Annotated in this window: 9 protein-coding genes and 1 pseudogene; 1 reads left to right on the forward strand and 9 read right to left on the reverse strand. The window is 72.2% G+C overall.

Annotated elements, in window-relative coordinates:
* Positions 1-308 precede the first annotated feature (308 nt).
* The 7 genes and pseudogenes from C3488_RS11915 to C3488_RS11945 form a co-directional block, all read right to left on the reverse strand.
* Entirely contained in the window at positions 309-1,385 is a 1,077-nt protein-coding gene (locus C3488_RS11915) for an NAD(P)/FAD-dependent oxidoreductase (protein WP_103839357.1), read from the reverse strand.
* Positions 1,386-1,695: 310 nt separating this feature from the next.
* Positions 1,696-3,000 carry an SLC13 family permease gene (locus C3488_RS11920; protein ID WP_103839358.1) on the reverse strand — a complete coding sequence of 435 codons (1,305 nt, stop codon included), beginning with the start codon at positions 2,998-3,000 and terminating at the stop codon, positions 1,696-1,698.
* A 142-nt stretch (positions 3,001-3,142) separates the two neighbouring features.
* A pseudogene (locus C3488_RS11925) lies at positions 3,143-3,343 on the reverse strand (cation:proton antiporter); the annotation flags it as partial.
* A gap of 185 nt (positions 3,344-3,528) precedes the next feature.
* Entirely contained in the window at positions 3,529-3,990 is a 462-nt protein-coding gene (locus C3488_RS11930; RefSeq protein ID WP_103839440.1) for a CBS domain-containing protein, read from the reverse strand.
* Positions 3,991-4,243: 253 nt separating this feature from the next.
* Positions 4,244-9,178: a DNA repair ATPase gene (locus C3488_RS11935; RefSeq protein ID WP_103839359.1), complete on the reverse strand. Its 4,935-nt coding sequence runs from the start codon at positions 9,176-9,178 to the stop codon at positions 4,244-4,246.
* Between the two features lie 79 nt (positions 9,179-9,257).
* Complete coding sequence (locus C3488_RS11940) at positions 9,258-11,291, reverse strand: SPFH domain-containing protein (protein ID WP_103839360.1); 2,034 nt, start codon at positions 11,289-11,291, stop codon at positions 9,258-9,260.
* A gap of 81 nt (positions 11,292-11,372) precedes the next feature.
* Positions 11,373-11,777 (reverse strand): hypothetical protein, encoded by a 405-nt coding sequence (locus C3488_RS11945; protein ID WP_103839361.1) that lies wholly within the window; start codon positions 11,775-11,777, stop codon positions 11,373-11,375.
* A gap of 240 nt (positions 11,778-12,017) precedes the next feature.
* On the opposite strand from C3488_RS11945, the gene C3488_RS11950 reads away from it, so the two are divergent.
* The gene (locus tag C3488_RS11950) at positions 12,018-13,076 is read left to right on the forward strand and encodes a CdaR family transcriptional regulator (protein ID WP_103839362.1); all 1,059 of its coding nucleotides are present in this window, start codon (positions 12,018-12,020) and stop codon (positions 13,074-13,076) included.
* A 113-nt stretch (positions 13,077-13,189) separates the two neighbouring features.
* Here C3488_RS11950 and C3488_RS11955 read toward each other — a convergent pair whose 3' ends face one another.
* Positions 13,190-13,783 (reverse strand): hypothetical protein, encoded by a 594-nt coding sequence (locus C3488_RS11955; protein ID WP_103839363.1) that lies wholly within the window; start codon positions 13,781-13,783, stop codon positions 13,190-13,192.
* A 94-nt stretch (positions 13,784-13,877) separates the two neighbouring features.
* Positions 13,878-14,408 (reverse strand): TerD family protein, encoded by a 531-nt coding sequence (locus tag C3488_RS11960; protein ID WP_258053376.1) that lies wholly within the window; start codon positions 14,406-14,408, stop codon positions 13,878-13,880.
* Positions 14,409-14,754: the final 346 nt, after the last annotated feature.

The following is a 14,754-nucleotide window of genomic DNA, read 5'->3' on the forward strand; positions in this document are numbered from 1 at the left end:
CCTGACGGACGGCCAGACGCCGTGGCCCTCCGCGCAGCCGCCCTGCCGCACCGTCGTCGGTCTCTTCCCCCGTGGCGCCCGCGCCGTCGACGAGGAGAACCCCGACTACGCCCCGGACGGCCCTCCGTCCTGGGCACGTGTCGTCACCATCGGCTGAACAAGCGCGGTGGCGCCGCACGACCAGCCGGCGGAACTCCTCGTCATCTTCGGACAGCAGGGCGAGCGCGCCCATCTGCGCGCCCGTCCCGGCTGGTCCCGGCAGCCCGCGCTGATCCGAGCGGCCCGCGCCGGGAAGGGACGGTCCACTGCTACGGCCGCGCCGCATCCTCGGAGCGCAGCAGCGAGCCGAGACCGTGACGGTGCTCGCCCAGGACCCGCGCGCAGACCTCGGCCTCACCGGGCGGACTGAACACGCCCCCGGAGGCGGCTGCCCTGCGGCGGGCCACGGCAGCATCGGTGTCCGCGTCGACCAGGTCCGCGTTGATCGCCGTCGCGGCCCGCACCCCGGCCGCCTGCGCGACCGGGACCGGGGCCATCAGGTCGGTGACGTTGCCCGCCACCCACACCCCGGGCACCTCGGTCAGCCCGCTCGCGTCCGACGCCACATACGTCCCCACCCCCACAGGGTGCTCCACCGCGCCCAGGCCCAGACCGGCGAGGAGCTCGCTGCGCGCCGCCAACCGCGATGCGACCGCCAGCGCCTCCACCGGCACCTGCCTGCCCGAGCCCAGCCGGACCCCGGTCAGACGGTCCTCGTCGTCCACGGCCAGCCCGGTCACCTCGCCGTCGATCACCGCGATCCCGCGCGCCGCCAGACGCTCCCACTGCTCCTCGGACACGTCCTCGCCGGTGTGCAGGAACAACGTCACGTCCTGCGACCACTGCCGAAACAGCAGCGCCTGGTGTACGGACATCGGGCTGCCGCCGAGCACACCGAGCGCCCTGTCGCGCACCTCCCAGCCATGGCAGTACGGGCAGTGCAGCACATCGCGCCCCCACCGCTCCCGCAGACCAGGTATCTCCGGCAGCTCATCGACCAGGCCCGTCGTCACCAGCAGACGCCGCGCCCCGAAAGTGCGACCGCTGGCGCCCTCGACGACGAAGCCGCCCTCCACACGCCGGGCGGACACCGCCCGGTCGGACACGAACTGCCCGCCGTAGCCGACCACCTCCTCCCGGCCCAGGCGCAACAGCTCGAGCGGCGGAGTGCCGTCGCGCGTCAGCAGACCATGCGCCGCCGCGGCGGGCGCGTTGCGCGGTTCACCCGAATCGACGACCAGTACGGAGCGACGGGCGCGCGCCAGAGTCAGCGCCGCCGACAGCCCGGCGACACCTCCTCCCACCACCAGGACGTCCAGTTCCTCAAAAGCCCTCTGTGCGGTCATACGGGCACCGTGCGGCACGCCCGCCCAGGCCGTCCACTTCTCTTGCCGATCCGGCAATCCCTGTGCGCGGTGCGGGATCGGCGGCAGCCCCGCGGCACCGTCACCGACGTCCAGTGCTCGTTCGCGCGGGTGTGCTGCCCGTCAGGCGTCGCTGCCCGTGCCCACAGCGTGCCGATGAGAGCGGACAACCGCGGTCGACAGCGGGCGACCGGACTCGCGGTCTGACACCGGTCCGACCTGCCTGCTCGAGGGAGTGCGGCAACCCGGCGCCCCGCAGACCGCACGCCACCGGGCGGAGGGAGGCACCAGCTCACGCGAGCACGAAGTAGCGCAGCCACACGTAGAGCAGGGAGATGCCCACGGTGGTGCCCGTGACGATCAGGCCGTACTTGGTGAACTGCCAGAAGGAGATGGGCTGACGGCTGCGTTCGGCGATGCCGAGGACCACGACGTTGGCGGACGCGCCGATCGCCGTGGCGTTGCCGCCGAGGTCGGCGCCCAGGGCCAGCGCCCACCACAGCACGTGCTGGGCGTCGCCCGCAGCGCCCATGTCCTTGACCAGGTCGGCGGTGATGGGGGCCATGGTGGCGACGTACGGAATGTTGTCGACGATGCCGGACAGGACCGCCGACCCGCCGAGCAGGGTCATGGAGCCGCCGAGCTCGTTGCCGCCGATCGCGTCCGCGAGCCGCCGGGAGACCTCGCTGACGACACCGGTGTCGATGAGGCCGCCGATCATGATGAACAGGCCGGCGAAGAAGGCCAGGGTGGGCCACTCCACCTCGGCCAGCACGTCGTGGGTGTCGACGGCGGAGACGGCGACGAGCAGTCCGGCGCCCAGCAGGGCGACGATGCTGGGCTCGTAGTGCAGCACCGGATGGAGGACGAAGCCGGCCACCACCAGCGCCAGCACGACCAGCCCCTGGACGAGGAGGCGGGGGTCGCGGATCGCCTCGCGCTCCTCCAAGGCCATGATCTCGACAGCGCGGTCCTCGTCGTAGACGAACGAGGCCCGGAACATCACCCGGCACAGCGCGAGCAGCACGACCACGAGCACCGCGGCGAGCGGGGCCAGGTGGACGACGAAGTCGTTGAAGGTCAGTCCGGCCCGGCTGGCGATGATGATGTTCGGCGGATCGCCGACCAGCGTCGCGGTGCCGCCGATGTTGGAGGCCATCACCTCGGCGATCAGGAACGGCGCGGCGGGCAGCGCCAGACGTTCACAGACCAGCAGCGTGACCGGAGCGATCAGCAGCACCGTGGTGACGTTGTCGAGCAGCGCCGACGCCACCGCGGTGATGACCACCAGCATGGCCATCACCCGGAACGGCTTGGCACGAGCACGTTTGACCGCCCAGATCGCCAAGTACTCGAACATGCCGGTCTTCTTCAGCACGCCGACGATCGTCATCATGCCCATGAGCAGGAAGATGACGTTCCAGTCGACGCCGGAGTGCTCGGAGTAGAACGCCGAGACGTCGTCGGTCGCCCCGATCGCCAGCATCAGGCCTGCGCCGCCGAGGGCCACAGCGACGCGGTGGATCTTCTCGCTGATGATCAGGGCGTAGGCGCCGACGAAGACGACGATCGCTGCCCAGCTGTGCCAGTCGTTCACGTTCCTCCGGCTCCTCGGTGCGCCCGCAGTGCCGTGGTCTGGGGGACGTCCGCGTCGTTGCGGCCGTCCGGGATGCCCGCCAGGTCGTCGACGTCGAAGGCGCGGGTGACTTCGCCGGTTCCGCCGGCGCCTCGCCCACCGGCTCGAAGGACTCGGCAGTGGGGCCGGCGGCGGCGATCAGGACGAGGACGACCGACAGGGAGAGCCCGTCGGTGATGCCGCTCTCCACGTTCAGCAGCCGGCGCAGCTTGGCCGGGGCCTCGCTGCGGCCCACGATCGGCGAGGCGAAGACCGGGTCGGTCGCCGCCAGGGCGGCGCCGACCAGGAAGGACGTCGTCCGCGACGCCGAAGCCCACCACCAGCACCATGGCGGAAGCCCCCCGATCGGAAGAGAGATCTGTTCCCCTGCTCGCCGACCAGGCTTCCCGGCACACCGGGTGGAACCCTACCTGTCCCCGATGCGTCTTCGACAGGTTGCTCACGCGCACCGCTCAGGCGTGAACATTGCCGGACTCCGGCAACGTCGTCTCACGAGGCGGCGAGCAGCAGCCGTTCCAGCAGGTGGGCCGCGGTGATCACGCCGAGGAGCCGTATGCCGCCCTCGTTCTCCTCCACCACCGCCACCAGGGGGCTGCGGACCTGCGCCATGAGCGCCGCCACCTCCAGCGCGGTCGCGTCCGGCTCGGCGACGGGCGGCGCCGGCACGCTCTTGGACAGGCAGTCGCGCACCGTGCGGCCCTTGAGTGCCTGGCACAGCCGGTCCGCGTGCCGTTCGTCGACCACTGCCGCCAGCGTCGGATCGTCGATCACATAGGCGGGAACGAGGATCTTGATCATCTGGGATGCGGGGAGGACCGCCTTCGGCACGCCCTCGTCATCGACCACCAGCAGGGCGGGCAGCCGGTGTTCGGCCATCAGCCGTGCCGCCGCCATCGCGTCGGCGTCCACGCCGACGGTCTCGTACTCCACTGCCAGATCGCGTGCCCGCATCATCGGCTCCGAGTTCGCTCTGAGTCCCGCCGCAAGGCAGCGTCCCGCGGACGAGGTGCGCGGACCACCGGTCGCGCGGCGGCTCCGTACCGTGACATTGTGACGCACCCGGCAGCCGACGGCGCAGGACGGCCTCAGTCCGTCTCTCGACCAGGTGTGACGCGGTGACGGGCGCCGATCGCGTCGACGATCCGCGGGCGGTACCGAGGGCCGCCCGCGGACAGCGGCAGGGCGCACTGCATGGGCTCGCCCCCTACTGTTCCCCGGGCCGCGCCGCGTCCCCGGCACGGGTGTTCGTGAGCGGATCGCGCGGACCGGTGGCACGGGTGATGGCGGACTCGATGGCGGCCACACGGTCGGCGAGGAGACCGAGGGCGGCCCCCATGGGGGTCCCCCCTGCTCGGGCGAAGCCGAGAGCTTGGGGGAGGGTCATGGAGCCCTCCGCGGGCGCCCCGAGAGCATGCGTACGGACGTAGGCGGCCTTCAACTCGGCCCAGCGTGCCGCCTCCTCGGTGGTCGGCGTGCCGCGCAGTTCGGCCAGTTTCAGCAGGTTGGCCTCCGCCTCGCCGGTGAGCGTGTGGGCCTCCGCGGTGAAGTGGTCGTCGATGACCGCGGCGACTTCGGCGTCGTTCATGGCGGGCCGCACGCGCTGGGCGATCCTGTTCATGGTGCGGTAGGAGCCCTGCAGCCGGAACGGCGGCTCGGTGCGCGTGGCGTCGGACTGTGCGGCGGAGGCGATGTAGGCGGCGTTGACCGCGAGGACCGTCTCGCGCACGGTGAGCAGGTGGCGCAGCACGGCCACGATCTGCTCCGCCTCGGCGGGAGCGTAGGGGTGGGCGAGCCGGTCGGCGCGGGCGGCGGGGTCGTCGGCGGCGAGCCGGACGAACAGGTCGAGGTCGCGGCGGTCGCGTCCGGCGAGCGGGGCGAGCACCGGGTTCGAGGTGAGCGCGTTCTCCAGGAAGCTGTACGCGAAGACGTCCTCCTTGCCGGTGAGGACGTCGCCGAGGTTCCAGACGTCGGCACGGTTGGCGAGCATGTCGGGTACGCGGAAGCGGGCGCCGGACTCGGTGTAGGGGTTGCCGGCCATGCAGACCGCGAAGCGCTTGCCGCGCAGGTCGTACGTGCGCGGCTCGCCGTCCCGTACGCCGTCGATGCGGCGGGTGGCGTCGCACAGCGGGATGAACTTCTGCAGCAGCTCCGGCGAGGTGTGCTGGATGTCGTCGAGGTACAGGAGCGTGTTGGTGCCCGCGGCGAGCGCAAAGTTGATCTTCTCGATCTCCTGGCGGGCCGTGGCGTTCGGGGCCTCGGCCGGGTCGAGCGAGGTGACGGTGTGCCCGAGTGCCGGGCCGCTGACCTTCACGAGCATCAGGCCGAGGCGGTCGGCGACGTACTCCATCAGCGTCGTCTTGCCATAGCCGGGCGGGGAGATCAGCAGCAGGAGGCCACCGGTGTCGGTGCGCCTGCTCTCGCCGGCGGTGCCGAGCTGCCGGGCGAGGCTGTCGCCGACGAGGGGCAGGTACACCTCGTCGATGAGGCGGCCCCGCACGAAGGCCGCCATGGAGCGCGGGCGGTGGTCGTCCAGGCGCAGACGGGTGCGTTCGGCGGCGACCAGGGCGGTGCGCCGGCGCTGGTAGGCGCGGAACGCGGGCGCCTCGAGCTCGGCGAAACGCCTGGTCCGGGCGAGGAACTCGTCGATGCGCACGGTGAGGGCGCGGCCGCTGATGCGCGGGTGCGTGCCGAGCAGCCCCTCGGCGGTCGTCACCGGCGAGACGTCGGAGTCGTAGCGGGGCAGGTCCGGGCACAGCTCGGCGGCCACCGCCTCGGCCAGGTCCCCGGCGGTGGCCTCCGCGCCGGTGGAGGCGGCGTACGCCGACAGCCACGCCTCGGCCAGCTGGCGGCGAGCGGTCAGGTCGTCGAGTGCGGCCAGGTCCTCGGCGTAGGCCGACGTGCCCACCGTGCGCCGGAACTTGTCGAGCAGCGTGCGAGTGTCGGCGCTGATGACGAAACCGCCGGGGCCGGCCGTCAGTTCCTCGAAGAGGTACGACGCCGCCGCGGCGGCCAGTGGCCCGCCGGCCGGGGGCCAGGCGCCGATCGCCGACGCCAGTTCCGCTTCCAGGTCGGCGATCGCGGGCGCCGCGCCGAAGGTGTCCCTGGCCCGGGCCAGGGACACCGCGCGCCGGGCCCACGTCGCGCGTGCCTCCGCCGTGGTGCCGTGGGCCCAGAACAGCTGGGCGGCGGCGCGGGCGGCGGGTTCGTGGCGCAGCGTCCCGGCCTGCTCGTACAACGGCAGGAGCGCGGTGAGGATGATGGTCGCGTCGTGGTCGTGGACGCCCCGCTCATAGCCCTCGTCGTACGCGTCCTGCGCCGCCTCGCGTACGAGGGCGGGCAGGTCGGCCGCCGCCAGGGCGGCTGGGCCGTGTTCCCTCAGCAGGCGGGCGGCGAGGTGCTCGGCTCGGTACACCTCGGGCGACTCGGAGGGCAGGGTGCGCTCCCAGTACGGGCGCGTGGCGGCGAACGCGGGGTCGGTGACGGGTGAGCGGTAGTCGGTGCCGGTGAGGGCGAGGGCGAGGCCGTCGCCGTGCGGGACCAGGGTGAGGTCGAGGGGCTGGGTGGTGACGGCGAAGCGGTGGCCGCCCAGGCGGATGGTGCGGCCGTCGTCGGTGTAGAGGTCGGTGCGGTCGCGCAGCGCGCGGGTGGCTTCCTGGCGTGCGGCCTTCAGACGGCCGTCCAGTTCCTCGGCCCGGACGCTGTCGCCGAGTGCTCGCAGTTCGCCGGCGGTGCGGCGGACCTTGGCGACGACGGGGTCGGAGGCGAAGTAGGTGGAGACCGCCTCGGCGTCGGCGAGCGTGGCCGCGCGCCGTGCGACCGTCTCCAGGATGCGGGCGGCGGAGGCCGCGAGCTGTTCGGCGCGGCGGGCGAGGGTATCGAGGAGGTTCTGCTTGCGGGCGGAGAACGCCTCGTGGACCTCGGTGCGCTTGTCGGCGAGCTCGCCGAGGAAGTCGTCGAACTCGCCGAAACGAAACTCCAGGTTCTCCAGCCGTACCAGGATGCCCGCGAGCTGCTCGTCGCACGCTTCGGGGCTGTCGGCCATCGCGAGCGCGCCGGTGACCGCCTGGCCGAGCAGGGCGAACTCGGCGGCGAACTCGTCGCGCCCCTCGCTGTCGCGAAGGGTGCGACGGCGGGCGTCCAAGGTGGCGCGGGCGCGGTTGATCCCGCCCAGCATGTCGGCGATGCGCTGAAGGACGGATGTGCGGACGGTGGCGTCGCCGATGTCCAGCACGGTGACGATCTCGGTGACCGTGCGCAGTGTGTCGGCGAGTTCGTCGAGCCGGGCCGCGACGGGTGCCGCCTCGGCGACACTGCCGATCGCCCAGGCGTCCGCGACGAGCTGTTCGACGTCCCGTTGGTGCCCTGCGAAGGCGTCCTCGCGGGCCAGGAAGGCGACGGCCCGCTTCCCGAACGCGGCGAGGTCCGCCTCCGCCTCGGCGGCGAGTCCGTCGATGCGGGCCGTGTCGGCGTACCGCATCTCCTTCAGGGTCAGCAGGTGCCCCTGAGCGCGCCGTAGTTCGGTCAGTCCGCTCACCCAGGCGGCCGCACCGCGCGGCGCCTCGCCGCGCAGCCGGCGCACCACCGCCGCCAGCCGGCCGGCGGCCTCCTCCAGCGCGTCGGCGGCCCGGCGGGTGAGCGTCTGGACGGTGCGGAACTCGGCGAGCACCTGCTCGGCCGTTGCCCGTACGGCATCCAGCGCGGTGCGCAGGTCGCCCAGGCCGGCCTCCCCCAGCCAGTGGTGGCTGTCGGCGGCGCGGACGCAGGCGGCGACCAGCGCCTCGTACGCCTCGGTCGTCGGCGGGGTCTCGGCGGCCGCGCGGCTGATGGACAGGCAGTCGGAGATGCCGCGCACGAGGTCGGCGTTGCCGACGCGGCCCAGAGGGCCGGTGCCCGTGGGGGCTGCGTAGGTGTCGGCGGCATAGGGGGAGGTCCACTGCTGCAGCGGGTGGACCCGGCCGGGCTCGCCGCCGTCGGCCCGCAGCGTCATCAGGGTGCCGTCGTCGAAGAGGGCCCATCCGTGGCACGGCAGCGGAGTGGTGATCTCCTTGCGGACGGTGTTGTACGACAGCAGCACGCTGCGGCCCTCGGCACGCGCGCGGAACGCGTACAGGACGTCCTCGCCGTAGGGCGAGCGCACCTCGCGCTCGAATGCGAGACCGGCCGCAGCGAGGTCGTACGTCTTGTGGACACCTCCCGCCAGGCAGTAGCCGCCGGGGAACACGATCCCGTGGTCCTCGGGCAGGCGGCGGCACGCCTGCCCGATGGCGTCCAGACGCACCACGGACCTGGTGAGGGTGTCGAAGACCAGGTAGCGGTGGGCATCCTCCTTGTAGGGGCGGATCCGCAGCAGGATCAGCGCGCCCACGCGCGCGTGCGCGATGTCCGCGTCGGCCAGCGACTGCAGCGGCTCGTCGACCGGCTCGCGGTGGATGCCCTCGCCCGTCTCGGTGTCGTTCTCCACCTTGACGGTCAACGCCCCGCCCAGGGTGTCGACGAAGACCTCGCCGCGGACGGACACGTGCGGGTGGCGGCCCAGAACGTGGTCCTCGCGGGTCGCCTCGGTCCACTCGAAGTCGTGGGAGGGCGGCAGCACGTGGTCGCGGTCGCCGCGCGCGTCCAGGAACGTCACCTGCCCGTCGTCGCCCAGCCTCCACCGCAGCACCCTGATGTCGTCGGTCGCGTCGCCGGTCTGGAAGACGGCCAGCAGTTTGCCGTCCGCGCGGCGGAGCCGGAGAAGCCGCGCCTGACGGTAGTAGCGGTGAAGGGCAGCGAACTCCCGTACGAAGGCCGGGTCGTCGAGCAGGCCGGGCACCGCGCCCTCGGGCAGCGGGCTCAGGTCGCGGTCGTACAGCGCGAGGACGTCGCCCACCTGCGGCTCGGGACGGGCGCCGCTGTATCCGAACAACAGGCGGTCCCCGACTGCTACGACGTCGCGGGGCACGCAGGCGTGCTCGGTGCGCAGCCGGCCCGTACCGGTGAGGTCCAGCCGCGTGGCGCCGAACTCCTCGACGCGACGGGCGTTGAGGAGCTCGGCGCCGCGGGCGAGTTCCGCTGCTTGTGCGGTGAGCCGGTCGCGCAGCACCTCGTACGTTCCGGCGTCGACTGCGTCGTACGAGCCCGTCTCCAGGGCGGTCGCCATGGACGTTGCGTCCCTTTCTTCAGGTGGTGCGGTGCCGGAGCCGCCGTCCCCTGTGCGGCAGCTCCGGCACCGCTGGTCGTCAGGCCCTGGCCGTGCCGTTGAGGGCGGTGAGCGGCGTGTCGGCGAGCCCCAGCTCCCCGGCCTTGTCGAGGAGTTGCTGAACCTGTCCGGCGTTCGTGGCGCCCGGCCTCATCAGCTTCATCAGCAGCGCGGAGACGGTGAGGTTCTGCACGTCCGCCGTGGAGACGGAGCCCAGGATCCGGCCCAGGTCGTCGGTGAAGCTCGAGGTACCGTCCAGCCAAGGCTTGGCCAGCGCCTGCGCGGTCCCGGAGTGCTCGACGAATCCGTCCACACCCTTGCCGAGCGCGATGGAGGACATGAGGCGGTCGAAGAAGACCGACTCCCCGCCGACGATGTCGATGTCGGCGTTCTCCAGTCCGGTCGCGAGGACCGTGGCCTGCGCCTCGGCGACCTGCCGCTGGACGTCCAGCCCGGCAAGCCGGATCTCCTTCTCGGCCTGCAGCCGCAGCCGGTACTCCTCGTGACCACGGGACGCCTCGTCGAGGGCGGCCATCGCCGCCGCCTTCTCCGTCAGGCCCGCCGCCTCGGCCTTCAGCTTCTCGCCGATGGCCGTGGCCTCCGCCAGCGCCTTGGCCTGGGCGCCCTCGGCCTCGGCTCGCATCCGGGCCTCGGTCGCGGCGGCCTCCGCCCGGCCGGCCTTCTCGATGACCTCGGACTCCTTGGCACGGACCTGCACGGCGGCGAGCCCCTCAGCGGCGGCCTCCGCCTGGATCCCCTCGGCCAGCCGCAGCTTCGCTCGCGCATCCAGGTCGGCCGTCTTCAACCGCGCCTCGGCCAGGGTCAGTTCCTCCGCCGCACGGTGCGTGGCGGACTGCTCGGCGGCCTCGGCGGCCTTGATGTCCTTGACCAGCTTCTCCTGCGCCTCGGCCTCCGCAGCGATGATCACGGCCTGCCGCTGCCGCTCCGCCTCCTCGACGGCGCGGAGCTTCTTGATCGACTCCTCCTGCTCGGCGACCGTACGGTCCACGGCGACGCGCTCGCGGACGACCTCGGCGATCTCCCGCTTCTCCGCCTCGACCTCCTTGTCCTTGGCGATCCGTGTCAGTTCGGTCTCCCGCTCCCGGGCGATGACCTCCAGCAGACGGTCCTTCTCGATCCGCTCGTTCTCCACGGCGATGACCCGCTCGCGGTTCTTCGCGGCGACGGCGACCTCGCGGGCCTGGTTCTCGCGCTGGACGCCGAGCTGTTCCTCGGTCCGCAGGAACGCGCTCTGCGCACGCAGCCGTTCCTCCTCCACCACCCGCGCGGTCTCGGCCTCCTCCCGGGCCCGGGAGGTCTCGATCTCGCGCTTCTGCTTGATCTCGGCGTCGGCCTGCCGGCGCTCCAGCTCCAGGATCGCCTCGCGGGCGTCGACGTTCTGCCGGGTGATCTCCTTCTCCTCGGTGCGCCGGGCCTCGTTGGTGCGCACGTGCTCCACCGCCGTCAGCTCGGTGATCTTCCGGATGCCCTGCGCGTCCAGCACGTTGGCCGGGTCCAGCTGGGTCAGCGGCGTCTGCTCCAGGTAGTCGATCGCGGCGTCCTCCAGGTGGTAGCCGTTGAGGTCGACGCCGATGACCTCGATGATCCGGTACCGCAGCTCCTCGCGCTTGGTGTACAGGTCCGTGAAGTCCAGCTGCTTGCCCACGGTCTTCAGCGCCTCGGAGAACTTCGCGTGGAACAGCTCCTGCAGCGTGGCCTGGTCACTCGCGCGTGCCGTCCCGACGGACTGGGCGACCCTGATCACGTCCTCCACGGTCTTGTTGACCCGCACGAAGAACGAGATCCGGATGTCCGCACGGATGTTGTCCCGGCAGATCAGTCCGTCCCGCCCGGCCCGTGTGATCTCGATCGCCTTCACCGAGATGTCCATCACCTCGGCCTTGTGGATCACGGGCAGTACGACCTGCCCGGTGAAGGTCACATCGACCTTCCGCGCCTTGGAGACGATCAGCGCCTTGCCCTGCTCCACCTTGCGGAACAACCGCGAGAGGACCAGCAACGCGAGGAGAACGACGATCAGGCAGGCGGCAGCGAGCACGCCGATGGCATCCATGGCATACGTCCTTGAGGCATAAGGCGGTTGAAGTGGGAGGGAGGGACGGTGGAGCCGGCCCCGGCAGCGGTGAGCCGGGGATCAAGCAGTGCGGTCGCCCGCCAGGGGGCGGACGGAACCGGGTTCGTCGGGGAAGAGCCGGTGCAACGGCCGGACGGACAGACAGGTCAGCCGCCAGGCGGCGAACAGTCCGGCGGCCGACACCACCGGGCGCAGAAGCCCGGTCACGGCTCCCGAGGGGACGAGCAAGGCGACCAGCACGCTCGCGCCGACCCCGAGGAACCAGGCGAGCACCGTCAGCACGGAGAGCGCGACCGCCACCGGCACACCGCCCATCCCCCAGCCGTCGAGGTCGACGTCCGCATCGAAGCTGCCCGAGGCCGTGACGCCGAGGGCGACCAGCAGCCAGAAGCACACGACCACGACGAGAGCGGCGGTGAACACAAGCACGGGAATGCCGGTGGCGGCCTCCACGAACACCCGCATCCTGCGACCCCCTCTCCCACGTGTGACGCATATGGGGAGCACGGCGCCTGCGTCCGGGCCCCCGTGCCGGGCACCTGCCGGTGCCCGGCACCGGAACCATCCGCAGTGCTCCCCGCGGGCCATGGTGCACGGCCGCATCCGCACCGCGCATTGCCGGTTCCCGGCAGTGTTCACTAGGGTCTGCATGCCGGTGAGCCGCCAAGAAGCCGTCACCGGCGCATCACGATTCGGGGGGACGGCGTGACGGAGCGGGAGATACCCGGGCGGTACCTGGACGGCTACGCCCGGATCCTGACCGAGGTCTCGGCCACCGGGCGTCGCCTCACCCGCGGGGAGATCGAGTCACGGCGCGCCCTCGGGGAGCTGGCCGCGGAAGCCGGCCACGGACTGCGTGCGCTCGTCAACGCCCATCTGGCCGCGGCACGGGCCGCATGGCCCGCCGCGCCCGGCTCGGCCGACAGCACGCTCGCCGCCGTACAGCAGGTCGTCGACGCGTTCGCCGAGGGCTACGAGCGTGCCCAGCGCCTCGCGGTGCGCCGGGAGGAGGCCGCCCGCCGCGAGTTCATCGACGACCTCCTCTACGGCCGCAGCGACCTCGGCCGCCTCGCCGAACGCGCCGAACGCTTCGGCCTGCGCCTGTCCCACGCCCACGCCGTCGCCGTCGCACAGGGCCCGACCGCCTACGACGAGGGCGCCCCCGTCATCCGGCAGGTGGAGCGCGCGCTCATCACCCGCTTCGGCAACCGCAGCGTGCTGCTCACCACCAAGGACGGACGGCTGCTGTGCATCGCCCCCGGACACGAGGCCGAGATCCTGCCCTACTTCGCCAAGCAGGCGCACGCGGCCACCGACGGCGGCCGCGTCGCCGTCGGCCGCCCGCAGCCGGGCCCCGGCGGAGTGGTCCAGTCCTACGAGGAAGCCCTCAACGCCCTGGAGATGGCCGAACGCCTCGACATCGACGATCCGGTTCTGCACGCAGCCGACCTACTCGTCTACCCGGTCCTCACCCGCGACCGCCAGGCCATGGCCGACCTCGTCCTGAGCACCCTCGGTCCGCTCACCACGGCCCGGGGCGGAGCCCAGCCACTCCTCGACACCCTGACCGCGTACTTCGACTCCGGCTGCGTCGCGGCCGAGGCCGCCCGCCGCCTCTCGCTCAGCGTGCGGGCCGTGACCTACCGCCTCGAACGCATCCACCAGCTCACCGGAGCCAACCCCGCCGACCCCGCACACCGCTACATGCTCCAGACCGCCGTCATCGGCGCCCGGCTGCTCGACTGGCCCGCCAAGGAGCTGTAAGCGTCGAAGGCCGCCGACGACGGTGAGGAAGGACCCGTGAACCCCGCCAAGAGGCCGGCTGCCCCCAGTGATTTTGCTGCGTCAGAACGGCCTGATTCGGCAGGGGCTACGGATCAAGCCGCCGCGCCACCCTGCCGGGTGTCGGCACGCTCCCACTCCAGCGCCCACTGCCTCATCCGACGCCGGTCCAGCAGAGCGCGTGCGGCTCGTGCGGAGCCCCAGACCGTGACGCCCACGGCCACGGCCGCACCCGCGCCCAGGAGAGAGGACCTCAGAGCCGCCTCGGACCGGTCCGCAGGCTGGGGCACCAGGTCTCCCCGGGGGCTGGTCCACACCTGCACACGAGTCCCCACCGGAGTGTGAGCGGGCACCGCGGCGCGCCCGGTTCGCATCCGGCCGTCGGGCGTCGTCCACCGAACCGTCGCGTCGGCGTTGCTCCTCACGTCCGCGTGCGTGGGCGCCACGTCCCTGACACGCTCCAGAAGGACCGCCACGACCTGTCGGCGGCCGGAGCGGTCCTCTTCGAAGCCCCGGTCGGCGGCCATCGCGGCCACCATGCCCGCGGTCGCGCCACCCAGCACCCCCAGGAGCCACGCGGCGAGCAGCAGCCACGCCTCGATGAGATCGCTGGTCCGCCGAAGCGGACTGCGCCGCCACCGCCACAGCCTCCTACGGAACCCCTCGCGCAGTCCCGACGTCATCGCCATGGGCCGACACCCCCTTGCGAGCACCAGCGCCTTTCCGTGGTGTTGTCCGGAACGGTAAGGAAACGTTCCGCTGATCGAAAGACTCCGGGAGCGGTTATTGCTCCGGGCTGCCCATCTCCGCGGTGAAGAGCACCGGGTCGCTGTCGAAGCCCCGGATCATCTCGCGCAGCTCCCAGGTTCCGGCGGAGTCCCGGGTGAACTCGGCCACCGTCGCGGCAGTGGCATCGGCGACCCGCGCGAAGTCGTCCGCGATCAGCTGCCGGTACCCCTCGACGACGACCACCCCGGCGTTGGAGATGTCACCGAACGTGCGTGGGCCGCCGTTCTGGTGGATGGCCACCCCGACCACCACACGCCCGAACGCGGGTGAGAGCCGGTCGAACTCGAGGACCATCACCTCCACGAATCCGAAGCCCATGCCGGTCTGGCTGTGCCGGCTCATGTTGATGGTGCCGTCCGGCGAGCGGCTGTCGTAGTGCACGACATACGCCGGCCGCCCGTAGAGGTCGTCCGCCGGATACGTCGCCGCGATGATGTCGAGGTGCCGAGGCGGTTCCCCGTACGGGCTCGGATCCCATCGAAGCCGCACCTCGACCTTGCCGAGCCCCTGGCCCCCACCACTCACCTTGTCGCTCCCCCACTCCGGACCGCCGCGAGAACCTCCGATCAAGTATGTGCGTCCGGCGGTGCTTTGACGCCTCCTTGGCGGCCTTCTTACCGGCGCCCGGACATGCGGCTCACGGTGACCGGCCTGGCCGCTTCGGGGGCTCAGGGACTCCCGTGGTCGCGGGCGCAGGCGGCGAGGACCTGCTGCCGCGTGCCCCCTGGCGACCGCCCTGCCGCATCGCTCATCTCCGCGCCTCCTCCTCATGGGTCAAAGAATCCCCTGTTTGCGCCACAGCTGCACCAACTGACCCGGCGACCGGCCGAGTTGAGTCGCGCGTGATTTGACACCGCCCCGGCACGCCACC

Source organism: Streptomyces sp. Ru72, from assembly GCF_002920635.1.
Lineage (GTDB): Bacteria > Actinomycetota > Actinomycetes > Streptomycetales > Streptomycetaceae > Streptomyces.